At 60.7% G+C, this 24,601-nt stretch carries 20 protein-coding genes and 1 other RNA gene; 12 read left to right on the top strand and 9 right to left on the bottom strand.

Annotated features, from left to right (window positions below; all coding sequences use genetic code 11):
- Window positions 1-3 precede the first annotated feature (3 nt).
- Genes AACL53_RS02020 through AACL53_RS02045 form a run of 6 tightly spaced genes read left to right on the top strand, consistent with a single transcriptional unit; the run spans window position 4 to window position 7,202 of the window.
- Window positions 4-1,617, top strand: a complete 1,614-nt coding sequence (locus AACL53_RS02020; protein WP_339081953.1) for a type II and III secretion system protein family protein — start codon at window positions 4-6, stop codon at window positions 1,615-1,617.
- Between the two features lie 18 nt (window positions 1,618-1,635).
- Window positions 1,636-2,373, top strand: a complete 738-nt coding sequence (locus AACL53_RS02025) for a CpaD family pilus assembly protein (RefSeq protein ID WP_339081955.1) — start codon at window positions 1,636-1,638, stop codon at window positions 2,371-2,373.
- Window positions 2,374-2,388: 15 nt separating this feature from the next.
- Complete coding sequence (locus AACL53_RS02030) at window positions 2,389-3,690, top strand: CtpF protein (protein WP_339081957.1); 1,302 nt, start codon at window positions 2,389-2,391, stop codon at window positions 3,688-3,690.
- A 13-nt stretch (window positions 3,691-3,703) separates the two neighbouring features.
- Entirely contained in the window at window positions 3,704-5,197 is a 1,494-nt protein-coding gene (locus tag AACL53_RS02035) for a CpaF family protein (protein ID WP_339081959.1), read from the top strand.
- Window positions 5,190-6,179, top strand: coding sequence for a type II secretion system F family protein (locus AACL53_RS02040; RefSeq protein ID WP_339081961.1), 990 nt, complete (start codon window positions 5,190-5,192; stop codon window positions 6,177-6,179). The genes AACL53_RS02035 and AACL53_RS02040 overlap by 8 nt, the downstream gene beginning before the upstream one ends.
- A gap of 39 nt (window positions 6,180-6,218) precedes the next feature.
- A complete protein-coding gene (locus AACL53_RS02045) occupies window positions 6,219-7,202 on the top strand; it encodes a type II secretion system F family protein (protein ID WP_339081963.1) in 984 nt (327 codons plus the stop codon).
- A gap of 181 nt (window positions 7,203-7,383) precedes the next feature.
- Here AACL53_RS02045 and AACL53_RS02050 read toward each other — a convergent pair whose 3' ends face one another.
- Complete coding sequence (locus AACL53_RS02050; RefSeq protein ID WP_339081965.1) at window positions 7,384-8,334, bottom strand: tetratricopeptide repeat protein; 951 nt, start codon at window positions 8,332-8,334, stop codon at window positions 7,384-7,386.
- Between the two features lie 247 nt (window positions 8,335-8,581).
- Between AACL53_RS02050 and AACL53_RS02055 the strand changes: the two genes are divergently transcribed.
- Both AACL53_RS02055 and AACL53_RS02060 read left to right on the top strand, forming a co-directional pair.
- Window positions 8,582-10,003 carry a M17 family metallopeptidase gene (locus AACL53_RS02055; protein ID WP_339081968.1) on the top strand — a complete coding sequence of 474 codons (1,422 nt, stop codon included), beginning with the start codon at window positions 8,582-8,584 and terminating at the stop codon, window positions 10,001-10,003.
- Complete coding sequence (locus tag AACL53_RS02060; protein ID WP_339081970.1) at window positions 10,000-10,896, top strand: C40 family peptidase; 897 nt, start codon at window positions 10,000-10,002, stop codon at window positions 10,894-10,896. Before AACL53_RS02055 ends, AACL53_RS02060 begins: the two co-directional genes overlap by 4 nt.
- A gap of 10 nt (window positions 10,897-10,906) precedes the next feature.
- Here the strand turns inward: AACL53_RS02060 and AACL53_RS02065 are convergent, their stop codons facing one another.
- From AACL53_RS02065 to AACL53_RS02100, 8 genes are all read right to left on the bottom strand, one after another.
- Window positions 10,907-11,356, bottom strand: coding sequence for a hypothetical protein (locus AACL53_RS02065; protein WP_339081972.1), 450 nt, complete (start codon window positions 11,354-11,356; stop codon window positions 10,907-10,909).
- An 88-nt stretch (window positions 11,357-11,444) separates the two neighbouring features.
- Window positions 11,445-12,080, bottom strand: a complete 636-nt coding sequence (locus AACL53_RS02070) for a glutathione S-transferase family protein (RefSeq protein WP_339081975.1) — start codon at window positions 12,078-12,080, stop codon at window positions 11,445-11,447.
- Window positions 12,081-12,091: 11 nt separating this feature from the next.
- Window positions 12,092-13,723 (bottom strand): ABC transporter ATP-binding protein, encoded by a 1,632-nt coding sequence (locus AACL53_RS02075; protein ID WP_339081977.1) that lies wholly within the window; start codon window positions 13,721-13,723, stop codon window positions 12,092-12,094.
- On the bottom strand, window positions 13,723-14,937 hold the full coding sequence (locus AACL53_RS02080; protein ID WP_339086858.1) for an ABC transporter permease: 1,215 nt from the start codon (window positions 14,935-14,937) through the stop codon (window positions 13,723-13,725). The genes AACL53_RS02075 and AACL53_RS02080 overlap by 1 nt, the downstream gene beginning before the upstream one ends.
- A 2-nt stretch (window positions 14,938-14,939) precedes the next feature.
- The gene (locus tag AACL53_RS02085) at window positions 14,940-16,061 is read right to left on the bottom strand and encodes a microcin C ABC transporter permease YejB (RefSeq protein ID WP_339081979.1); all 1,122 of its coding nucleotides are present in this window, start codon (window positions 16,059-16,061) and stop codon (window positions 14,940-14,942) included.
- Window positions 16,061-17,968: an extracellular solute-binding protein gene (locus AACL53_RS02090; RefSeq protein ID WP_339081981.1), complete on the bottom strand. Its 1,908-nt coding sequence runs from the start codon at window positions 17,966-17,968 to the stop codon at window positions 16,061-16,063. Before AACL53_RS02090 ends, AACL53_RS02085 begins: the two co-directional genes overlap by 1 nt.
- The gene (locus AACL53_RS02095; protein ID WP_339081983.1) at window positions 17,965-19,902 is read right to left on the bottom strand and encodes an extracellular solute-binding protein; all 1,938 of its coding nucleotides are present in this window, start codon (window positions 19,900-19,902) and stop codon (window positions 17,965-17,967) included. The genes AACL53_RS02090 and AACL53_RS02095 overlap by 4 nt, the downstream gene beginning before the upstream one ends.
- A 163-nt stretch (window positions 19,903-20,065) precedes the next feature.
- Window positions 20,066-20,629 (bottom strand): cytochrome c family protein, encoded by a 564-nt coding sequence (locus tag AACL53_RS02100; protein ID WP_339081985.1) that lies wholly within the window; start codon window positions 20,627-20,629, stop codon window positions 20,066-20,068.
- A gap of 161 nt (window positions 20,630-20,790) precedes the next feature.
- Between AACL53_RS02100 and AACL53_RS02105 the strand changes: the two genes are divergently transcribed.
- The 4 genes from AACL53_RS02105 to AACL53_RS02120 all read left to right on the top strand — a co-directional run bounded on the left by AACL53_RS02105 (window position 20,791) and on the right by AACL53_RS02120 (window position 24,573).
- On the top strand, window positions 20,791-21,525 hold the full coding sequence (locus AACL53_RS02105) for a 3-deoxy-manno-octulosonate cytidylyltransferase (protein ID WP_339081987.1): 735 nt from the start codon (window positions 20,791-20,793) through the stop codon (window positions 21,523-21,525).
- 27 nt (window positions 21,526-21,552) lie between these two features.
- Window positions 21,553-22,464 (top strand): prephenate dehydratase, encoded by a 912-nt coding sequence (locus AACL53_RS02110; RefSeq protein ID WP_339081989.1) that lies wholly within the window; start codon window positions 21,553-21,555, stop codon window positions 22,462-22,464.
- A gap of 98 nt (window positions 22,465-22,562) precedes the next feature.
- An RNA gene (ffs, locus tag AACL53_RS02115) (signal recognition particle sRNA small type) lies at window positions 22,563-22,658 on the top strand.
- Window positions 22,659-22,758: 100 nt separating this feature from the next.
- Window positions 22,759-24,573, top strand: a complete 1,815-nt coding sequence (locus AACL53_RS02120; RefSeq protein ID WP_339081991.1) for a DNA polymerase III subunit gamma/tau — start codon at window positions 22,759-22,761, stop codon at window positions 24,571-24,573.
- Window positions 24,574-24,601 lie beyond the last annotated feature (28 nt).

The following is a 24,601-nucleotide window of genomic DNA, read 5'->3' on the forward strand; positions in this document are numbered from 1 at the left end:
CTCATGCGCAGTAATTCCGGATTTTCTTGGCGCGCTCGATTGCGCGCCATCGTGATGTTTTTTGGCGCGACGCTTGCCTTTTCGGCGGCAGTGGCACAGCCGCCAGAGTCCGAAGAAGTTTATCGCGACCTCTCGGCGGATGCTGGGGGGCATCAATCGTTCATTCGCATCAAGGACACCGGCGGCCCTATCAGGAAAAGCCTGAAGATCGGGATGGGAAAATCGGTCCTACTCGAATTTCCGCGCGATGTCCGCGACGTGATGGTGTCGAACCCCGCCGTGGTCGATGCGGTGGTTCTGAGTTCAAACCGCGTCTTCCTGCTCGCCAAAGGAACCGGCGAAGCCAACGCCTTCTTCTTCGATACGTCGGGTGCGCAATTCGCGACCATGGAGCTTTACATCGAGCGAGAGACGGCGGGGCTGCAATCGCTCCTCAACCGGATCATCACCGGTGCTTCCATCAAGGTCGAGATGCTGAATCAGACGGTCATCCTGACGGGAAGCGTCAAGAGTCCGATCGACTCGACCCGCGCCGGCAACATCGCCGCGCAATTCATCTCGCAGCAGCTCACCAGCACGTCCATCAACGTCAAAGAGGGCGTTACGATGGGCGACAGTCAGACCAATCAGCAGAAACAACCCGTCATCAATATGCTGACGGTAGAAGCTGAAGAGCAAGTGATGCTCAAGGTGACGGTCGCCGAAGTTCAGCGGACGGTTCTGAAGCAGCTGGGCGTCAATCTTGGCGGGATGTTGCAATCGGGAAGCTTCTCGACAACGCTTCTGACGGAAAACTCATTACCGATATCGGCGGCGCAAGGTCTCGGAACGCTTCCGACGTTCGGACTTCCTGCGGCGGCCAGTGCAGCCTGCGCGATTGGCTCTATATGCGCGTTCAACACCGGCCCCCCTGGCGCCCTCGGCAACAGCGGTCTGCTGTCGGGATGGGGTTCGGGTGGCAATCGAATCCAGTCGGCGATCCGGGCGTTGGAACGCGACGGTCTGATCCGGACGCTCGCCGAACCGAACCTGACCGCCATTTCGGGTGAGCCAGCCGAATTCCTCGCGGGCGGCGAAGTGCCATACGTCACCGGCATCGACACGCAAACCGGCACGAGTTCCGTCGCGTTCAAAAAGTTCGGCGTGCAGCTCGGCTTTACGCCTGTTGTGCTTTCCGAAGGCCGCATCAGTCTGAAGATCGACACCAGCGTCAGCGATATTTCGCAATTCATCGGCGGCAATCCGGTATTCGATACGCGGCAGGCGAAAACCGTCGTGGAGTTGCCGTCCGGCGGATCGCTCGCCCTCGCAGGCCTCATCAATACGAAAACGCAGCAAAACATCGATGGCCTGCCAGGCGCCAAGGACATTCCTATTCTCGGCACGCTGTTTCGAAGCCGCGATTTCCAAAACCAGGAGTCGGAGCTGGTCGTCATCGTGACGCCTTACCTGGTGCAGCCGACCTCGCGTCAGCAGCTTGCGGCGCCGACCGATGGGCTCGCGCCGGCGACCGACCTCAAGGCGGACTTTCTCGGTCATCTCAACAGGATCTACGGCAAGAGCGAAGCGATGCCTTCCGGCGGTCTCAAGGGTGATTACGGTTTCATCGTCGAATAACTGGGGCGCAGACGCATCATGCCGATCAAGTGCACGACCGACCGCGGGCCCCGGAAATTATGCTCGGGCTTCGCCAAAATTCTTGTCATCGTTTCGCTTCCGCTTTCCGTCGCCGGATGCCGTCACGATGCTCCCGGCCCTCAGGTCGCGGGCTGGCAAGTCATCGATCCCGAGCAACGACATCCGATCCTCGTGTCACAGCAGCCGGCGACGCTCAATCTGCGTATAGCTGCGAGTTCCGATGGTCTGACACCCGCGCAGCGCGCGCGCGTTTTGGAGTTCGCCGGCAGAAGCCGCGCTTCGGACGCAGGAAACAGCCGCGTCGTCATTTCGGCTCCGGGCGGTTCGGCGAACGAGGGCGCTGCTATGCAGGCAGCCGACGAAGCGCGCCGTTTGATGATCGAGACCGGTTATTCGGAAACCTCGATCGCTGTCGAGGCTTACCATGCGGACGGGCGGGATGCGCCGTTGCGGTTGTCTTACATGCGCTACGTCGCCGAAGCGCCCGAGTGCGGGCGGGACTGGTCGGAAAATCTCGGTCGTACCTATCAAAATACGCCGTATCCCAATTTCGGCTGCGCTGGTCAGCGCAATCTTGCCGTCATGGTGGCGAACCCGGCTGACCTGCTCGGTCCGCGTACGATGACCAGTCGCGACGCGAACCGGCGGGACGATATGTATTCCAAATACGTGACGGGTAAGCCACTTGGCGCCGATGCCGAAGCTGCGACGATCGCCAAGCCCACCACCAATTGATCTTTCGGAGACGACATGTCCAAGCACGCTCCAGATAGCCCAAGCGAGGAACCGGTGCTCGAAGATGGTGGCTCGTCGGATCTCCCTCCGGCCGATCGCGCCCGTCCCATACCGCGAATTTCCATTCAAGCCTTTTGCGATGATCCGCAGGTTGCCGACGCGCTTCAGTATGCAGCCGATGATCGCCGGTTGTCGAAAGCGCACGTCAGCGTCCACATGGGCGGCATTGGCGCGGCCGTCGCGCACTATCTCGATAGCCCGACGCCCAATCTGATCATCCTCGACAGCGCTCTGAAGGGCAGCCAATTGCTCGTCGAACTCGATCGGTTAGCGGAGAGCTGCGATCCGGGAACGAAGGTCATCGTCGTCGGGCGGCACAACGACGTGCTTCTCTATCGCGAGCTCTTGAAGCGCGGCGTCGCGGAGTATCTCGTCTCTCCCGTCGATCCGATGGGGTTGATGGAGAGCATTTCCAATCTCTACAACAATCCGGAGACCGATCCTGTCGGCCATGTCTTCGCATTCATCGGAGCGAAAGGCGGCGTCGGTTCATCGACCATTTGCCACAACGTGGCGTGGACGATGTCGGAAGTTTTGAAATCGGATGTCACGATCGCCGATCTCGATCTCGCGTTCGGCACCACAGGCCTCGATTTCAATCAGGATCCTGTTCAGGGCATAGCTGAAGCATTGGCAACGCCGGAGCGTCTGGACGACCAGTTGCTCGATCGCCTGCTGACGAAATGCTCGCAGCATCTTTCCATTTTTGCGGCGCCCGTCGTACTCGACCGCGACTTCGACATTTCGCCTGAAGCTTGCGCCATCGTCATCGATGTGGCGCGCCAGAATGTGCCGTTCGTTGCCGTCGATCTGCCGCATGGTTGGTCGCCGTGGTCGAAGCGCGTCCTGATGCAGGCCGACCAGGTTGTCATCACGGCCGTTCCGGATCTTGCAAACCTGCGGAACGCCAAGAACATCATCGATCTTCTCAAAACGTCGAGAAAAAACGACGAGAAGCCGCACTTGATCCTGAACATGGCAAACGTGCCGAAGCGCCAGGAAATCAGTGTCAAGGAATTCGAGCAGGCTCTTGGCCTCAAGGTCATCTCGGTGATCGACTACGATTCCGAAACCTTCAGCCAGGCGGCGAACAACGGTCAAATGATCGGCGAGTTCAACTCGAAGGCGAAGTCGATCGAGAAGTTCCACGAATTAGCGTTCAGGCTAACGCGGCGTAAAGACACTAAAGCGGAAAAACCAAGTTCGCCGTTGTCGGCCATCGCGCCGATCCTGGAGAAGTTGAAGCTCAAGCGTTGAGGATCTAAGCCCCATGTTCGGTAGGCGCTCCAACGATCAATCGTCAGAGAGGCGCGTTGCGCAGCAGGCTCCTGAACCGCAGGCAGCCGCCGCCGTTATCGAACCGCGCGCATCGACGCCGGCGCGAGCACCCGCCGCGCCGAGCCCCACGCCGCAGCGAGCTGAGGCCGTCGCCGAGACGCAGCGGCGGCACTCGGAAGAGTACTACGACGTCAAAACGACCGTCTTCAACGCGCTGATCGATACGATCGATCTTACGCAGCTGTCGAAGCTCGACAGTATTGCGGCGCGCGAAGAAATTCGCGATATCGTCAGCGAAATCATTCAAATCAAAAACGTCGTGATGTCGATTTCCGAGCAGGAAGAACTGCTCGAGGACATTTGCAACGACGTGCTCGGTTACGGCCCGCTCGAGCCTCTTCTGGCGCGAGACGACATTGCCGATATCATGGTGAACGGCGCCGGCACGACGTTCATCGAGGTCGGCGGCAAGGTTCAAAAAACCAACGTCCGGTTCGCCGACAATCAACAGCTCATGAATATCTGTCAGCGCATCGTCAGCCAGATCGGCCGGCGGGTCGATGAATCGAGCCCGATTTGCGACGCGCGTCTTCCCGACGGATCGCGCGTCAACGTCATTGCGCCGCCGCTCGCGATCGATGGGCCCGCGCTGACGATTCGTAAATTCAAAAAGGACCGTTTGCGCCTCGAGCAGCTGGTCAAGTTTGGGTCGATTACGCCGGATGCGAAGACGATCCTCGAGATCATCGGGCGCGTTCGCTGCAACGTCCTCATTTCGGGCGGCACAGGTTCCGGCAAGACGACGCTTCTCAACTGTCTTACGGGTTCGATCGATGATGACGAGCGCATCATCACGTGCGAGGACTCGGCCGAGCTTCAGCTGCAACAGCCGCACGTTGTGCGTCTCGAGACGCGGCCGCCCAATCTCGAGGGCGAAGGTGAGATCAAGATGCGTGATCTCATCAAGAACTGCCTTCGTATGCGTCCGGAACGCATCATCGTCGGTGAGGTCCGCGGACCGGAAGCGTTCGATTTGCTGCAGGCGATGAACACGGGCCACGACGGTTCGATGGGCACGTTGCACGCCAATAGCCCGCGCGAAGCGCTGAGCCGCCTCGAGTCGATGATCATGCAAGGCGGCTACGCGCTGCCGATCAAGACTATTCGCGAGATGATTTGCGGTTCCATCGACGTGATCGTTCAGGCGTCGCGCTTGCGTGACGGCTCGCGCAAAATCACGCACATCACTGAAGTCATGGGCATGGAAGAAGAGACCATCACTCTTCAAAACCTGATCATCTACGAAATCACCGGCGAGGACGCGCACGGCAAGCTGATCGGCCGGCACCGGTCGACGGGCATTACGCGGCCCCGCTTCATGGAACGCGCGGAATATTACGGTGAGACGGAACGCCTGACACGAGCGCTCGTCCAGTCCGAGATCGAAGACAAACACGGCAGTCCGCTCGGTGATCGCAATGGGTGATCTCGACCTTTTTTCGCTCATGGTGCCGCTGCTTGCGGCGCTCGCATTCGCCGGCGCGGTGTTCGCGATCGCGTATCCATATTTTGCCGACGACCGGCAGTCGAAGCGGTTGCAGAGCGTATCCAGTGCTCGAGGCTCGCGCATTTCCGGAGGCGCCGGCGACCTGCAAAGCAGCCGCAAGAAGTCCGTCGCGGATTCGCTGAAGGAAATCGACGACCGCCAGAAAGCCGACAAGAAGGTGACGCTCAGTCTGCGGTTGATGCGGTCCGGCTCGAAAATGACCCCGCGAGAATTCTATATTGCGAGCGCGCTGCTTGGCGCTCTTTTCGCGTCGATCGCGATATTCATTATGGGGCTGCCGTTGAGCGGCGCCGTCGTCGCGGCTATTGTCGGCGGGTTCGGCATGCCGCGCTGGATCCTCAATAAGATGATCAGCCGGCGTCAGCAGAAATTCGTTTCGCAATTGGCGAACGCCATCGACGTCGTCGTGCGCGGCATCAAGTCCGGCCTGCCGTTGAGCGAATGTCTTCAGGTCATTTCGCGCGAAAGTCCGGAGCCGCTTGCCAGTGAGTTCCGTGAAGTCGTCGAGCAGCAGCGGCTCGGCGTTTCCATCGCGGATGGCCTGGAGCGGATGTGCGACCGCATGCCGATATCGGATGTGCGCTTCCTGACCATCGTCATCGGCATTCAGCAGCAATCCGGCGGCAACTTGTCTGAAGCGCTCTCGAATCTTTCGAACGTTCTCCGTGACCGGCAAATGCTGGCGCTCAAAGTGAAGGCGCTTTCGGCTGAAGCGAAAGCGTCCGCAATGGTGCTTGCCTCGTTGCCGCCAGGTGTCATGACAATGGTCTTTCTTTCTTCGCCTGCGTACATCATGCCGCTTTTCACAACGACGATCGGGCACTTCATGGTCGCGGGCGGCGCGGCGTGGATGATGATGGGCGTTCTTGTCATGAAGAAGATGATCAACTTCAAGTTCTAGGCTTCTGCTCGTGCAAACAGACATGCTGGCGGTATAGCGATGTTGTCGTTCGTCGACGTTGTAATGGACCCGCAATTCATCGCGACGGTGCTGGCCGCCGTCTGCGTGTTCGCGACGGTTCTGACGATTGCGTTGCCGATGTTGCAACGTGATCAGATGAACCGGCGCATGAAGGAGATGGCCATCGAACGCGGCAAGATGCGGTCGGCCCGTCTCGCGGAATTGGCGACGAAGGATCGGCCCCAGAGCGGGCGGTTGCGAGCGACGCCGAAGGGCTTCATGCAGCAGGTCGTCGATCAGCTGAAGCTTCGCGAGCGCTTCGACAACGAGGAATTGCGTGAAAACCTGAAGCGCGCCGGTCTTCGCGGGCAGGCGAATATCGTGTCCTTCATGTTCTTCCGCGTCGCCGCTCCGATCGTGATTTTCTTTTTCGCGCTATTCTATCTCTTTGTTCTCTACGACAGTGGCTACTCTGCGCTCGTCAATGTCTTGATGGCATTAGCCGCGGGGTTCCTCGGCTTTTACGTGCCGAACATGTTCATCTCCAACCGCGTTCAGAAACGGCAGTTGGCGATCAAGCAAGCGTGGCCGGATGCGCTCGATATGCTCCTGATATGCGTGCAATCGGGCATGTCGGTCGAGGCGGGCTTTGCGAAGGTCGGCAAGGAGATCGTCACCCAGTCGGTCGAGCTGGCCGAGGAAATGATGTTGACGACGGCAGAGCTGTCGTATCTGCAGGATCGCAGGCAGGCATATGAGAATCTGGCCAAGCGGACGGGACTGCCCGGCGTCAAATCGGTGATGACGGCGCTTGTACAAGCCGAGCGTTACGGCACGCCGGTCGGGCAAGCGCTCAGAACGATGGCGAAGGAAAATCGCGAGATCCGGCAGTCGGAAGCCGAGCGCAAAGCTGCTGCTCTGCCGCCGAAGCTGACAGTTCCAATGATCGTGTTCTTTTTGCCCGTGCTTTTCATCGTCATCCTCGGCCCGGCCGGCATCAGTTACATGCAGATGGAAAAGTAGACCGTCCCACAAGTTGACCGGGCGACCGCGTTTTTGAAATTGTGTCGCGTTGGCCCTGGCCCCATTTGGTGGCCGGGGCTTTTTTTTAATGACGCCGAATGGACGCACGAACGCGAACAGCCGGCGCAGTTGGCCGGCTGATAGTGCGTCGACTGTCGAGTTTTGTAGTTGCCGCTCGAGGTCAGTGCGCGACCGGCAGCGGCTCGTCGGTGCTCGTTTGCCAGACGCCTTGCGTCACCGGCAGAGAACCGGCCGTTGCCGCTGCCTTCTGGACGGGAGCCGCCGGGCTGACCGAGGTATTGGCGGCAAAGCTGCTCGCGTCGGGCATGGAGGTCGTCGGTTCGATCTTCACCATTTGCTTCAGGTAAGCCGCGTTGGCGGAGGCGGTATCGGTGTTGAGGACGCCGGAGGCGATGGCTTTCGATTCGTCGTAGCGGCCCTGGAGACCCAGTACGAGCGCGAGGTTTTCGCGAATTTTCGGCGTCGCTCCGGACGAGGATACCGCTTGGCGGAGCAGACCCTCGGCCCTCTTCGGATCGCCGTTCATCGCGTAAGCCATCGCGAGGTTGTTCGTGACGGTCGGATTGTTGGGTGAAAGCGTCAGTGCGCGTTCATAGAATGGGATAGCCTCGGTGTACTTGCCCTGCTTCGCCATGACCGTGCCGCGCGCCGAGACGATGCGCCAATCGGGTTTCGTCGGGTCGTCGGCCAGCGTCAGCATCTGATTGGCGACGCCGACTTGATCCATTTCAAGCGCGAGGCGGCCATATTCGCTGGCGACTTCCGGATCGTTGCCATGAAGCAGGCTGACCTGCTGAAGGACGGCGAGAGCCTTGTCCTTTTCGCCGAGGGCTTTCAGATTTTTCGCATAGTTGAGCGCCGGGCGAAGCTCGGTCGGCTTCTTGTTGTACTCGTTGCCCCAGTAGATCGTGGCCTTCTGCAACTCGTTTTGTGGAGACGATGGGCCGGCATCGGCGGTCTTGGTGTCATTCGGTTTCATGGCGATGCTCGGCAACAGATCGGTTGACGCGGAGCAGGCCCCTAAGAGCAAGCTCGCGGTCAGGGCCGCGAGGGTGCCGAGGCGCCGGGGCCGCAGCACTACACATGCGAAGGGATGCTCGAAACGCGTCATGAAAGTCTCCGTCGGGGATTGATTCGCCGTTCCCCTGGCGAATCTTTGCGAGACCGTCAGTTTCTGAGGCATGGGTCAACAAACGCTTAAGTTTTGCGCCAGACCTGTATAAGCAGTGCAATCGCTGAAAAGGTTTGTGCTGTGGCCGCCCCGGCGGCCCTCGACAGCCCTGGGCAGTTGCAGCCGGCGCGCGACTCAATCGAATCAATGCAACCGAATCAATGCAACGCAGTGGAGTGTGAGACGAATGACCGAGACGACAGCCTGGACGGCGGCGGAAACATTTGCACTTGGCGCTGCGGCCGCTGACGACATCCCTGTTCATTTCGTTCCGTCCGACGGCGTCGATGCCATCGGCTCGCTCGACGACGTTCAGCGCGCCTGGCTCAAGGCGCAGAAGTTTTCAGGGAATGCCAAGCGCACCGTTCTTATTCCGGGCGCGGACGGAAACATCGCGTCCGTCGCGCTCGGGGTCGGCAACGGCCAGCAGGGGGAACCGAGCGGCCCATCCGAATTGCTTGCCGGGCTTTTGGGTTCAGGATTGCCGGCGGGAACGTATCGCTTCGCTTCGGAGCTGGCGCACGCCGATCTTGCCGCATTGGCCTGGTCTCTCGGCGGCTACTCGTTTTCGCGCTACCTGAAGAAAGACAAGAACGGCAGCCGCCCCAAACTGCGGCTCGCCAATGCGGGCTCCGATCGCATCATCAATACTGCCGAAGCCGTCTGGCTCGGCCGGGATCTGATCAACACGCCCGCGTCGGATATGGCGCCTGCCGATATCGAAGCCATCGCGCGTGTGCTCGCCGACCGCCACGGGGCTGATATTTCGGTGACCACCGGCGACGAGCTGCTGACGGAGAACTTTCCTCTCATTCATGCCGTGGGCCGCGCGAGCCCGCGGCAGCCGCGTCTCATCGACATGAGCTGGGGGCCGGCCGGCGCGCCGAAGATCACGCTCGTCGGCAAGGGCATCACGTTCGATACCGGCGGTCTCGACATCAAGCCCGCGAGTGCGATGCTGCTGATGAAGAAGGACATGGGTGGCGCTGCGACGGCGTTGGCGCTCGCGCACATGATCATGGGGCAGGGTCTCAAGTGCCGGCTTCGCGTGCTGATCCCGACAGCGGAGAACTCTGTCGGTGGCGATGCCTTCCGGCCGGGCGATGTGATTGCAAGCCGTCTTGGTCTCAGCGTCGAGATCGGCAATACGGACGCGGAAGGGCGGCTTGTGCTCGCCGATGCGCTGGCTCTCGCCGATGCGGACGAGCCCGACAGCATCTTCGTTTTCGCAACGCTGACCGGCGCGGCGCGAACCGCTCTTGGGCCGGACTTGCCTGCGTTCTTCACGAATGACGATGACCTGGCGCGCAGCCTGCCGCCGCTTGCCGCCTCCATCGGCGATCCTTTGTGGAATCTGCCGCTTTGGGATGGTTACCGCCGTCATCTCGACAGCGATATTGCCGACATGAACAACGTCTGGGAATCGCCATTCGCCGGCGCCATTACCGCGGCGTTGTTTCTGAAGCGCTTTGTCACCCGGGCTCGCCGTTTCGCCCACTTCGACCTATATGGGTGGCGACCGGCGGCTCGGCCCCTTGGCCCGAAGGGCGGGGAGCCGCAGACGGCCCGCGCAGTGATGGAACAACTGAGGCGAGAGCTCACCTCGTGACCACTGGAGTTTCGCAACGGACCGCAGGCGCCCTCGATCCGCGCCGCAACGTCTTTCGTCCGGACCTCGCGGCGAAATCGCTCGAGGGCGTGGTTCGTGCCGAGCGTTACGTCACCGGAGAACCCGGTTTTGTCGTGCGTTCCACGGTGCCGCTTCGCAAGCAGCCCGATCCGTCGTGTGGTTTCGAAACCGAAGTTTTGTTCGGCGAGAGCCTGACAATCTTCGACGATGCCAACGGCTGGGCGTGGGTTCAGCTCGCGCGCGACGGGTACGTCGGCTATCTGCGCTCGGACACGATTGCGCGCGGCGCGATACGTCCAACCCATCGCGTGCAGACGCTCGGGACATTTCTTTACGGCGCACCCGACATCAAGTCGCCGCCGATCATGCATCTCGCACTCAACACGCCGATTGCGGTTATTGGCGGCGACGATCGATTTCTCGAACTCGAGAGTGGCGGTTTCATCTACGCGCGGCACGCCTCTGTGAAAGATCGCTTTGTGCGCGATTACGCAGAAATCGCCGAGCGCTTCATCGGTACGCCGTATCTCTGGGGGGGCCGCACGCGCGTCGGAATCGACTGTTCGGGCCTTGTGCAGACGGCGCTTCAGGCTGCGGGCATTCCGGCGCCGCGCGACAGCGATATGCAGCAGGCGGAGCTTGGCGACAACGTTCTCGTCTCGGAAGATCTCGAAGGGTTGGCGCGCGGAGATCTCGTGTTCTGGAAGGGGCACGTCGGCATCATGCTTGACGGCGTTATGTTCATTCACGCCAACGCCTATCACATGGTGGTCGCGGTCGAGCCGCTGTCCGAGGCCGCGCGACGGATCGCAAAATCCGGCAGCCATATCTCGGCGATCAAGCGGCTCGCCGGCCACGCGCCGTCTTTCTAATCACCGTTATTCAGCGGCGATAGGGCAAGAAGCGGCGTGTCCGCCGTTCTTCAGCCGGCGTCGGCGGAGCGATCCGCCGGTCGCCGATCCAGTCCCACCCGGGTGCCAGCTCGACGCGCATCGCGACACCGACGAGAGCATCCGTCATGGCATTGAATATTTCGATTTTGTCGACGCGGCCGGCCTCGATCGCCCGAACGAGGGCCGGGAACAAATCGAGCCGCTCGATCGGCCGGTCGTCGTAGGTTTCAGCTGCGAGCTTCAGTCCAAATTTCTGATCGGATTTGATCATCAGCTCGAACGGGCAAGCAAGATCGGCATTCGGGACCACGACCATTCGCCAGTAGCGCTCGGAAGCCGCGATGCCGATTTCGGCGCAATCGGCCGTCGCCTTGGCCCACGCTTCGAGATCAATGAGCGTCCGCTCGAGGCGGTCCCGGAAGACGTCATTGGGAAGCATTGTGGACGGATCTCACATCGGCGATTCGGAACCCCAGGATAGCCGATCCCGGGGGTTCCGAAAGCACGCCACGGTGACATTCCGTTTTTCAGGATGCCAGGGCGCGCACCAGCTCTTCGTCCTTCGCCAGCGCGCTCTTGAAGGCCGGGCGGCTCGTCAGGCGTTCAAGATAGCTCGTGAATTCGGGCGTCTCGGGCAGCAGCTTGAACAGCGTCAGCCAGCGTACGGACGAACCAACTACGACATCGGCGGCAGAGAATCGTTCACCCAGAATGTAAGGTCCGCTGCCGAGCGCGCCCACCAGCGTGCTCACCATGCCGTCGTAGGTTCCGTAGCTCATCGCTGACGGCATCGAGGACTCGATTTTTCGCCAGCGGTCCGCGACCGCGGGCTCGACGGCGCCGTGGTTGAAGATGATCCACCTCAAATAGGTGCCGCGCGCGGGATCGCCTAATGGGGGAGCGAGCTGCGCGTCAGGGAAGAGATCGGCGAGATGGATGGCGATGGCGCCGACTTCCGTCACCGGAACGCCGTCGTGGGTGACCGTCGGTAGTTTTCCCAGCGGATTGATCGCGAGGAACTCGGGCGTTTTGTGCTCGCCCTTTTTCATATTGAGCACTTTGAGTTCGTGGGGCGGTGATCCGAGTTCTTCGAAGAGCCAGCGAACGGCGAAGGAGCGCGTTTGTGGCGCGTGGTAGTGAACGAGCTTAGGCGTTGCCATCATCGGCCTCCTGTTCAGCTCGCGAGCGCTCCCCTGTGGGCGACTTTGAGGTCGAATGCGGCCGCGAGAAGAGCCTTCGTATACTCGTCCTTCGGCTTTTCAAAGATGTCGCGCGCGGGGCCTTCCTCGACGACCTTGCCGTTCTTCATGACGATGACGTAGTTGCAAAGCGCGCGCACGACTTTCAGGTCGTGACTAATGAACAGGTAGGCAAGATCGTGCCTCGTCTGCAGGTCGCGCAGGAGATCGACGATCTGGGCTTGCACGCTCATGTCGAGCGCGCTCGTCGGCTCGTCGAGCATGACGAACTTCGGCTGCAGAACCATGGCGCGGGCAATTGCAATGCGCTGTCGCTGGCCGCCTGAGAATTCATGCGGATAGCGGTCTTGGGACGCCGGATCGAGACCGACCTCCGTCAGGGCGGCGCTTACGCGTTCCCGGCGCTGGCGGTCGTCAAGCTCCGGATTTTGAATCGTCAGCCCTTCTTCGATGATCTGGCCCACGGTGAGGCGCGGCGAGAGAGAACCGTAGGGATCTTGGAAGACGATCTGCATTTCCTTGCGGAGCGGGCGCATCTGCTTGTTCGTCAAACCGTCGATGCGCTTGCCGACGTAAGCGATCGGTCCGTCGGAGGAGAGAAGACGCAAAATGGCGAGGCCGAGCGTCGTCTTGCCGGAACCGGATTCGCCGACGACGCCTAAGGTTTCACCGGCCCTGAGCTTCATCGACAACCCGTCGACGGCTTTCACGTAATCAACCGTCCGCTGAAGCAATCCCTGTTTGATCGGAAACCAGACTTTGAGGTTGTCGGTCTCGACGACCACGGGCCGCGTGGTGTCGGTGGTGGGTGGCATTCCCTTGGGCTCGGCTTCGAGCAGATGGCGCGTGTAGGGATGCTTCGGCTCCGTGAAGACTTCTTCCGCCGGTCCCGTTTCGACGATCTCGCCGTGGCGCATGACGTAGACGCGCTCGGCCATGCGGCGGACGATGCCGAGGTCGTGTGTGATGAGCAGCATCGCCATGCCCATCTCTTTTTGCAGCGACTTCAGAAGCTCGAGGATTTGCGCCTGGATCGTCACGTCGAGGGCGGTCGTCGGCTCGTCGGCGATCAGCAGGTCCGGCTTATTGGCGAGTGCGATCGCGATCATCACGCGCTGACGTTGGCCGCCGGACAGCTGATGCGGATAGGCGCCGAGCCGCTTTTCGGGATCGCGGATGCCGACCTTCTTCAGAAGCTCGAGGACGCGTTCGCGAGTATTCTCAACCGAGACGGTCTGATGCAGCTTGATGATTTCGCCGACCTGCTTCTCGATGGTGTGAAGCGGGTTGAGCGTCGTCATCGGCTCCTGGAAGATGATGGAGATGCGCCGGCCGCGGATCGCGCGAAGCTCGGCCGCGTTCATCTTCAGGATGTCCTTCCCCTCGAACAGAATCTCGCCCGTCGGATGGGAGGCGGAATTGGGAAGCAGGCGCAGGATCGACATTGCGGAGACGGTCTTGCCGGAGCCGGATTCGCCGACAAGCGCAACCGTCTCACCCTTGCCGACCGTGAACGACACACCTTTGACAACGCGCACCGCTTCGGCGCCGTCGCCGAAAGCGACAGACAGATTGCGAACATCGACGAGAGGCGCTGCGGCTGACATCAACTCTTGCCCCTGAAGGTCTTTCGCGGATCGAGTGCGTCGCGCACGGCTTCACCCATGAAGATCGCGAGCGACAGGATGATTGAAACAGCGATGAAGCCGGATATGCCGAGCCACGGCGCTTCGAGGTGCTTCTTGCCTTGGAGCAGAAGCTCGCCAAGCGACGGAGAACCGGGCGGCATGCCGAGGCCTAAGAAGTCGAGCGCCGTCAGGGCTGCAATGCCGCCCGAAAGCTTGAACGGCAGGAACGTCAGCGTCGCGACCATCGCATTCGGCAGCAAGTGCTTGAACATGATCTGCCAGTCGGAAAGGCCGAGCGCGCGCGCGGCGCGGACGTATTCGAGGTTGCGGCCACGAAGGAATTCGGCGCGGACGAGACCGACGAGCGACGTCCAACTGAAGATCATCAAAATCCCGAGCAGCGTCCAGAATCCCGGAACGAAGAGCGAGGATATGATCAGCAGCACGAACAGTTCCGGAATCGAGTTCCAGATTTCGAGCACGCGCTGGAATATGAGATCGACGCGGCCGCCGAAGTAGCCCTGCACGGCGCCGGCAACAACGCCGACCGCGGACGAGACGATCGTCAGGATCAGGCCGAACAGGACGGAAATACGGAAACCGTAGATCACGCGCGCGAGAACGTCTCGCCCTTGATCGTCGAGGCCAAGCCAGTTGGTATTTCCGAGCTCTTCATAGCGCGCAAGCTGGTCCGGCGGCGCGGGGCAGAGCTTGAGGGACGTTGCCCACGGAGGTGGCGCCGGATAACCGAGGCAGACGCCGCTTTCGCCGATGCGGCCGGGGTAATCCTTGTTGATCGTCGAATAGGAATAGCGGATCGGCGGCCACAGCATCCAGCCGTTGGCGTTGATCTCGTTCGCTATGTCGGGTGTCCTGTAGTCGGTTACGGCAAGGAAGCCGCCGAACTTCTCTTCCGGATAATCGACGAGAACGGGAAACAGGATTTCGCCCTTGTAGCTTGCGATCAGCGGGCGGTCGTTGGCAATGAACTCGGCGAAGAGAGAGGCGACGAACAGGGTCGTGAAGATGATGAATGAGCGATAGCCGATCTTATGGGATTTGAACCGTTCCCAACGGCGGCGGTTGACGGGCGACAGCCGGAAGCGCTGCCGCAGCCGCTGAAGGCGCGATTTCGCAGGTGCCGCTTCCGGGGATACAGTGGCGCCTGATGCGCGATCGGCCCGTTGATCCATCGTCATACCTCGCGTGTCTCGAAGTCGATGCGAGGATCGACGAGGGTATAGACGAAGTCGGACAGGATGCCGACGAACAGGCCGACGAGCGAGAAGATGTAGAGCGACGCGAAGACGACGGGATAGTCGCGCTTTTCGATGCTCTCGAACGAGAGAAGGCCGAGACCGTCAAGCGAGAAGATCGTTTCGATCAGCAGCGCGCCTGAGAAGAACGCGCTGATGAAGGCTGCCGGAAAGCCCGAGATGACGAGCAGCATGGCGTTGCGGAAGACGTGGCCGTAAAGGACTTGGCTTTCGGTCAGGCCCTTGGCGCGCGCCGCCACGACGTATTGCTTGCGGATCTCGTCGAGGAACGAGTTTTTGGTCAGGAACGTCATCGCGGTGAACGAGCCGACGGCCATCGCGATCATCGGCAGCACGAGGTGCCACAGATAGTCGGTGACTTTGCCGAACCACGACAGCTGGTCCCAGTTGTCAGAGAAGAGGCCGCGCGAGGGGAACCACTGGAAGAACTGCGAGCCCGCGAACAGGATGAGCAGGAGGACTGCGAACAGGAACCCCGGTATTGCGTAGCCAATCACGAGGACCGCGCTCGACCACGTATCGAACGGCTCGCCGTCCTTCACGGCCTTGCGGATGCCGAGCGGGATCGAGATCAGGTAGGTCAGCAGCGTCATCCAGATGCCGAGCGAGATCGAAACCGGAAGCTTCTCCTTGATCAGCTCCAGTACCGAGACGTCGCGGAAATAGCTCTTGCCGAAATCGAACGTCAGGAAGTTCTTCATCATCAGGTAGAAGCGTTCGTAGGCAGGCTTATCGAAACCGAACTGCTTCTCGAGACTTTTGATGAAGGCCGGATCGAGGCCTTGGGCGCCACGATATTTCGAGGTGATGGAATCGCCGCCGCCGACGCCGAGCTGATTGCTCATGGCTCCGCCGCCGAGGGTGTCGCCGCCGCCGCCGCCCATGCGGCTGACGATCGAGGACGATTGCCCCGTCAACTCCGCGATCATGCGCTCGACCGGTCCGCCAGGAGCGAACTGGATGATGATGAACGAGAACAGCATGATCCCGAAAAGGGTCGGGATCACCAGCAGTATGCGTTTTAAAAGATAAACAGCCATCAGGGCTTTGCCGGTTGTTCCTGAGTTTGAGCGGTCGGCTTACCGGAGCTTAACGCTGCGGCCTTTGCCGGATCGTACCACCACGTATCGAGTATGCCTGCATCATATTTGGGCTGCACGGCAGGTCGCGCGTATTTGTTCCAATACGCTATCGAGTACGACGCCTTATACCAGTGCGGAACCCAATAATGACCTGCACGGAGCACGCGATCAATGGTGCGCGTCGCTGTGACCAGTTCGGCCCGCGATTTCGCTGCGACAACTTTGTCGACGAGGGCATCGATAACGGGATCGGATATGCCGGCGAGGTTGAATGAGCCGTCGGTCTTGGCTGCCTCCGAGCCCCAATAGCTGCGCATCTCGATGCCGGGCGTCAGCCGCAAGGAGTAACGCTGGGTCGCGATATCGAAATCGAACGCCTTCACGCGCCGCTCGTATTGGGCAGGATCAACGAGCCGCCACGAGGCATCGACGCCTATGCGCTTCAAGTTTTCCGTGTAGGGAACGGTGATGCGCTCGAACATCGCCTCGAAGTCGAGGAATTCGATCGTTAGCCGTTCGCCTTTGTCGTTGTGCAAGAAATTATCTGAGCCGGGTTTCCAGCCCGCTGCGATGAGAAGATCGCGGGCCTTCTTCAGGTTGTCTCGGTTGTTGCCGCTGCCGTCAGTCACCGGCGGCGTATAGGGTTCTTCGAAGACTTCGGGCGCAAGTTTATCTTTGTAGGGCTCGAGCAGCGCCAACTCTTCAGGGCTCGGCTTCCCTGTCGCCTTCATATCGGAATTTTCGAAATAGCTCGTCGTGCGCTTGTAGAGCCCGTAGAACAATTTCTTGTTCGACCATTCGAAATCGAAAACGAGATCGAGCGCCTGACGAACGCGCGGGTCCTTGAACTTGTCGCGACGGGTGTTGAGGAAATATCCCTGCGCCCCGGACGGGCGATCATCCGGCAGCGACGCCTTGATCAGCCGCCCTTCGCGGACGGCGGCAATCTCGTAACCCGTTGCCCAGCTGACGCTCGAGAACTCCTCGCGGAGGTCGAAGTTGCCGGATTTCAGCGCCTCAAGTTCGATGTTGCGGTCGCGGTAATAGTCGTAGCGGATCTCATCGAAGTTATACCGGCCCTTGTTCACGGGCAGATCCTTCGCCCAATAGTCCTCGCGCCGCGTATAGGTGATGTCGGTGCCGGGATTGAAGCTCTTGATCTTGTATGGCCCCGAGCCCAGCGGCGCTTTCAGGGACGTCTCTTCGAACGGCTGGGTCGCGTAATAGGCCTTCGAAAGTACGGGCAACTGGGCGACGGTGATCGGCAGATCGCGCACCAAGTCGCCCTTGAACGTGTAGCGCACCGTTTCCTTATCGAGTGCTTCCGCGGACACGACATCGCGCAGCGTCATCGAGATTGCGGGATGGCCTTTTTCCTTCAAGACGCCGAAGGAAAAGACGACGTCTTCGGCTGTCAGCGGCGACCCGTCGGAGAATTTCGCTTCGGGGCGCAGCTTGAACGTCACCGACATTTTGTCGGGCGCGACGTCGGCCGACCTGGCGACGAGGCCATAGACGGCATCGGGCTCGTCCTGCGCGCGCACCATCAAGGCATCGAACAACGAGTCGAGGCCCTGGGCGGCGTCGCCTTTCAGGATGAACTGGTTCAGCGTGTCGAACGTGTTGGCGCCGCCGGTTCCCATCGTCACCATGCGGCCGCCCTTCGGCGCATCCGGATTGACGTAGTCGAAGTGCTGGAAATCCGCTGGATATTTAAGCTCGCCGAAAACCGAGAGACCATGACGCGGTTCGGCGCTCGCGATCCTCGCGCATGACACGGAGAACAGCAGCGCCAGCGCGGTGAAGAACGTCACCGGGAGAAGCGTGGTCTTTCGAGCTGAGGGAAATCCTGGCACGCGGCTCATTTTCCCTTCGCGGCTTGAACGGCCTTCGCCTTGTCGGCGTCGAACCACCAGACCTGAGTCAGACCCGCTGTCTGCGACGGCAATTTCGCCGGGCGTCCGAAGATGTCCCAGTAGGCGAGGCGTTCGAAGGGATAATGCCAGTGCGGTACGACGTAGTTATTCCACAGCAGCACGCGATCGAGCGCGTGGGTTGCGGCAACGAGATCGTCGCGATCCTTTGCGAACACGATCTTGTCGACGATCTTGTCGACAGCGGGGTTCTTGATGCCGGCCGTATTGCGGCTGCCCGGTTTGTCGGCCGACGCCGAGCCCCAGAAATCCCGCTGCTCGTTGCCGGGCGAATTCGACTGGGCGAACGTGTCGACGATGATATCGAAGTCGCGATTGTCTTCGCGCTGCTTATACTGCGCATCGTCGACGTTACGCACGGTCGCCTTAATGCCGAGTGCGGAAAGATCTTTCACGTAAGGCAGGATGATCCGTTCGAACGTATCGCCATTGATCAGGAATTCGACCGTCATCTGCTCGCCCTTATCGTTGCGAAGGGCGCGCGCAGTCGAGCCCGATGAAAGGCCGATCGTCTTCTTGATCTTGCACCAGGTTCCGCACGACGGATCGTCGACTGCTTCACTCCTGATTTTCCAGCCTGCGGCTTCGAGAAGTTTCAGAGCCTCCTGCTGATGCTTGCGGTAATCGCCTTCCTGCGTGTTGACAGGGTTCTTCCATTCGGTCGTGAAGACTTCCGGCGGGACCTCGTCTTTTACTTCGTTCAGGATTTCGAGTTCGCGCCCCTGCGGCAGGCCGGTCGCCGCCAGATCGGAATTGGCGAAGTAGCTATCGACGCGCTGATAGAGGTCGAAGAATAGTTTCTTGTTGGTTTCCTCGAAATTGAAAAGCAGGTTGAACGCCTGGCGCACACGCGGGTCTTGGAATTGCGGGCGGCGGAGATTGAAGACGAATGCCTGCATCGGCGCGACGCGCTTGACCGGGATCGCTTCCTTTTTCACGAGGCCCTTCTTCAGGGCGTCGAAATTATACTGCGTCGCCCAGGCTGCTGCCTGGTTCTCGCCCCACACGTCGATGGATCCGGTCTTGAAGTCTTCGAAGGCGGGCGTGCGGTCGCGATAATACGTGAATTCGAGAGTGTCGAAATTCTGCTGTCCGCGCATCACGGGCAGATCTTTCGCCCAGTAGTCGGGGACGCGCTCGTAACTGATCTTGCGGCTCGTATCGACCGACTTGATTTTGTAGGGGCCGTTGCCGAGCGGCGGCTCGACAGTGGTCTCGGCGAGGCTACGCTGTTTGCCGTTGGCGTCTTTGCCTTCCCAGTAATGCTTCGGCACGATGTTCAGCTCGCCGACGATCATCGGCAACTCGCGATTGCCGGCCTTGTCGAACGTGAACTTCACCTCGTGATCGCCGGTCTTTTCGGCCTTTACGACGTTCTTGTAGTAGAACGCGTAGAACGGATTGACCTTCTTGAACTCGTCGAACGAGAAGATCACGTCTTCGGGCGTGATGGGTTGACCGTCCTGAAATTTCGCTTCGGGGCGGAGCTTGAAAGTCACCGAGGAAAAATCATCCGGATAGGACGCGCACTCAGCGATGAGCGCGTATTGCGTCGAGGGCTCGTCAAGGCTCGGCGTAAACAGGCTGTCGTACAACAGTCCAAGTCCCGCGGCCTTGACGCCTTTGTCGGAGAAGGGGTTCAGCGTGTCGAAGGTGCCGTTCGCCCATTGGCGCACGGTTCCGCCCTTCGGTGCGTCGGGATTGACCCAATCGAAATTTTTGAAGTCCGGTCCGTATTTGGGCTCGCCGACGAGAGACATGGCGTTGCGGCACTGAGATTCGTTCGCATTTGCCGGGTTCGGGATCGGCCAGAAACTCAAGAACGCCAGCGCGGCAACCATGAACGGCGTCAGGCGCATCTGCATATTCGAATTCGTCCTTCCAACTCTCGCTTGCAATTCGAGCTTAACATGGCTTCGGCTACCGGGGATAAGGCCGCCCGGCGGGACATGAGCCGCACATGAAACGACCCCGCCGAGTGCCCGGCAGGGTCGCAAAGTTTTCCGTTCTTAGCGAGTTAAAACGCCGTCATTTTGGCAGTGGAACGGGGGTATCTGCAAGCGTCGCCAGATAGGCAATTACGTCCGCTTCATCAGAGGCGGTGGGGAGCCCCTTGAACACCATTTTGGTGCCCGGAATGAAGGTTTTGGGACCGTGAAGAAAATGTGCGAGTTCTTCGAACGACCAATTGCCGCCCTTGGACTTCATGGCTTCAGAATAGCTGAAGCCGGGGAAGCTCGCCTTCGGGCGATTAACGACGTCCCACAGGTTCGGCCCGACTGTCGGCGCCTTGCCTTTTTCGGACACGTGGCAGGCCTGGCATTTCTTGAATATGGCCTTGCCGTTTTCGGGATTTGCCTTCGCCAGGAGTGCGACGACTTCTTCACCGCCGCCGCCAGCGGCGGGCGCGGCTTCCGCAGCGCTTTCCTTTGATGTCGCGGCCTCGGCGGCGGGTGCGGCAGCCGGCAGCACGAATCCGGGCTTCTCGGGCGTATGCCCGACGTTCATGTCGATCGCTGTCTTCACTCCGAAAATCAAAAGCAGCGCCGACAGCACAGCGCCCGCTATCTTCGTGAACTCGAAACTGTCCATTTATCTTCGCTCCCTCTTCGGCTTCCCCAGGACGCGCAATTCAAGGTGACGAGATCGATTTGCGGTATATAAGCTCGTCCACCCCGCAAGCACATCGACGTTTTTTGAATGTCGATAGCGATATCGTGGCAATTTGTCACCGAACAAAAGAACTCAACGCAGTGGCCCAAGAGACTCTGATCCTCATACCGGCGCGGATGCAGGCGACGCGGCTTCCCGGCAAGCCGCTCGCCGACATTCATGGAAAGCCGATGATCGTCCACGTCTGGCGGCGTGCGGTCGAAGCGAACGCAGGGCGCGTCATCGTCGCGACCGACAGCGCCGAGATTTTACAGGCTGTGAAAGCGGCCGGCGGCGAGGCCGTCATGACACGCGCCGACCACGCATCGGGCTCGGATCGCATCCACGAGGCCGTCACCAAGGTCGATCCGGCGCGGAAAGCGGAGATTATCGTCAATCTACAGGGCGACCTGCCGACGCTCGATCCGCGGCTCGTATTGGATTGTGTCGCGCCGCTCGCGTCGGGTGAAACGGATATCGCGACGCTTGCCGCGCTCATTTCCGATGACGAGGAGCGTCTCAATCCGAACGTCGTCAAGGTCGTCGGGACGCCGATCGGTGAGAACCGGCTCCGGGCGCTTTATTTCACGCGCGCGACCGCGCCTCACGGTGAGGGGCCGCACTTTCATCACATCGGGATCTACGCTTATCGCCGCGATAGTCTCGAACGCTTCGTCGGGCTGCCTCCAGCGGTTCTCGAGAAACGCGAAAAGCTTGAACAATTACGGGCACTTGAGGCTCAGATGCGCATCGACGTCGCTATCGTTGACACCGTTCCTCTCGGTGTCGATACTCCCGCCGACCTTGAGCGCGCCCGCCGCCTCATCGCGCCTTAGCATCTTCTCCCGGACAATCGACAGGCTATGACAAATCAATCAGGCTCCGAGCTCGGCGCCGGCAAAATCTCGTACCAAGGCGAGCCGGGGGCGAATTCGCATCTGGCGGCGCGCGAAGCTTATCCCGATTTCGAAAGCGTCGCCTATCCGACGTTCGAGGACGCCTTGGCGGCGGTCAAAACGGGGGAAGCGCAGTACGCGATGATCCCGGTCGAAAACTCCGTCGCCGGACGTGTCGCCGACATCCATCATCTCCTGCCCGATGCCGGTCTCTATATCGTCGGCGAGCACTTTCTGCGGGTGCGCCACCAGCTGATGGCGAAGCCCGAAGCCAGCATGTCGACGATCAAGCGTGTGATGAGCCACACGCAGGCGCTCGGTCAGTGCCGGAACACGCTGCGCATGCTCGGCTTGAAGCCAGTTCCGGAAGCCGACACCGCCGGGTCCGCGCGCCTTGTCGCGGAAAGCGACGACGTTACGACGGGCGCCATCGCGTCGCGGCTTGCCGCCGAAATCTACGGCCTCAAGATCCTGAAGAGCGACATCGAGGATCAGGAGCACAACACGACGCGGTTCGTCATTCTGGCGAAGGACCCGGACGACGCGGAGCCTGGAAACGGCCCCGTCATGACCACGTTCCTCTTCCGGGTCCGCAACGTGCCCGCGGCCCTCTACAAGGCGCTCGGCGGGTTTGCGACGAACGGCGTCAACATGACGAAGCTCGAGAGCTATCAGGAAGAAGGCACCTTCAACGCGACGATGTTCATCGCCGATATCGAAGGCCACCCGGTCGACCGGCCCGTTCAGTTGGCGCTGGAAGAGCTTTCGTTTTTCTCGACGCAGACGAAAATTTTCGGCACCTATCCGGCGAGCCCATTCCGAAAGGAAGCCCGCGAGCTTGCCGCAAGCGGCCTCGTGCCGATCAAGCGCCCTGGTTGATGGCCGAGGACATCTAGCCGCCTCAGATTTTCGAGGATGAGTTAAATCCTTGATCTTCCGGAGGGTTGTACTTTTCCGCTGCCCGGCCCATTATAAGAGCGGGCTGGCGACGGACGAATTCGTCGCCAACCGGGTCAGGTCCGGAAGGAAGCAGCCCTAACGATCAGAAGTCGGGTCGTTCGCCAGCCTCTTTATTTGCGCTCACGGGCCGATGGCCCTCCGCGAGGGCGCGACTCATCGCGGGTCGCCTTGCTCCCTCGCCCCTTCCGGGCGAAAGGTTCGATCCAGGGACCAATGGCAAAGAAAAAATCAGATGCGTCGGACGGCGTCGAGGCTTCTGGCGGCTCAGAGCCCGCGAAGCCTTATGTCGTCCTGGCGCGTAAGTACCGTCCGGCGACGTTCGACGATCTGATCGGGCAGTCGGCCATGGTGACGACGCTCCGGAACGCCTTTGCGTCGGGGCGGATCGCTCAAGGCTATATGCTGACCGGCGTGCGCGGCGTCGGCAAGACGACGACGGCGCGAATTCTGGCGCGCGCGCTCAATTATGAAGCGCCCGGCTACGACAAGCCGACGATCGACATGCCGGGTCTCGGCGTTCACTGTAAAGACATCATGGAGGGCCGTCATCCGGACGTGCTCGAAATGGACGCCGCGTCGAACACCGGCGTCGACAACATTCGCGAAATCATCGAGAGTTCGCAGTACACGCCGCTCGTTGCGCGCACCAAAGTCTTCCTCATCGACGAGGTTCACATGCTGTCGAAGGGCGCGTTCAACGCGCTCCTGAAGACGCTTGAAGAGCCGCCGGCGCACGTCCGCTTCATCTTCGCGACGACGGAGATCCGCAAGGTTCCCGTGACCGTGCTGTCCCGCTGCCAGCGGTTCGATCTGCGCCGCGTCGAGCAGCCGGTGCTTGCCGAACATTTTCAAAAAATCGTCGGTGCCGAGGGTGCGAGCGCCGATGCGGATGCTTTGCAACTGATCGCGCGGGCGGCCGAGGGCTCGGTTCGCGACGGACTTTCCATTCTCGATCAGGCCATCGCCATGGGCGAGGGGCATGTGACCGCCGCGAAGGTGCGCGACATGCTCGGTCTCGCCGACCGCGCACGCATTTTCGATCTCGCCGAATGCCTGTTCCGCGGGGATGTCGCCGGTGCAATTCAAGGGCTGTCGTCGCTGCATCGCGACGGCGCCGAGGCGGCCGAGATCGTGTCCGACCTTGCCGAAGCGGTGCATGCCATCGCGCGCGTCAAAGCCGTTGGCGAAGAGCCTGCGGGCGAAGGCCTGACGGCTGAAGAGAAAGCGCGGTTAAAAGATCTCGCGGGCCGGCTTTCCATGCCATACCTGTCGCGCGCGTGGCAGATGCTCGTCAAAGGTTTCGAGGAAACGGCGCGGGCGCCCAATCCGCGCGTCGCGGCCGAGATGGTTCTCATTCGCCTTGCGTACACGTCGGATCTGCCGACGCCGGACGAGTTGATCCGGGCGCTCGGTGGCGGCGCAGTGCCGGCGCGGCGTCCGGCTCTTCCCGCGGGCGACGGCGGCGGCGCTGGCGACCAACGCCAGCCGCTCAATTCGCGCGCCAGCGCCCCGGTTGCCGAAAGCTTCGACGACGAGGCGGTGGACGCGTTCGAGTTCGACGACGGCGAGCCGATCGGCGACGACGAAGACGATGGAGAAAGTCCGAGTGCTTTTCCTCTCGCCAATCCGCGTTCGTTCGACGAGGTCATCGCGCTTACGAGCGCGAAGCGCGATGTGAAGCTCACGATCCATCTCGAAGATCATGTGAGCCTCGTGAAATTCGATGCGACCGCTGGGTCGATCGATCTCTTTCTTTTTCCCGAGGCGCCTCCGGAGCTGCCCAACGAGCTTCGCGAGAAGCTCAATGCCTGGACGAACCGGCGCTGGGTCGTTTTGCTTTCGAAAGAAGCCGGTGCTCCGGCCGTCGGCGCCGTGCGCAGACAACGCGAAGCGGCCGAACTCGAATCGCTGAAAGCGCATCCGGCGGTGCGTGCCGTGCTCGAAGCGTTTCCCGATGCGAAGATCGCAGAGGTGCGGCGAATCGTCGGCCGTGAGACTGATACGGACAGCGAGAGTGAAGCCGTCTAAAGCTTGAGCCGTTTACGGCGTGTTGCCG

Source organism: Hyphomicrobium sp. ghe19 (assembly GCF_902712875.1).
Classification (GTDB): Bacteria; Pseudomonadota; Alphaproteobacteria; order Rhizobiales; family Hyphomicrobiaceae; genus Hyphomicrobium_B.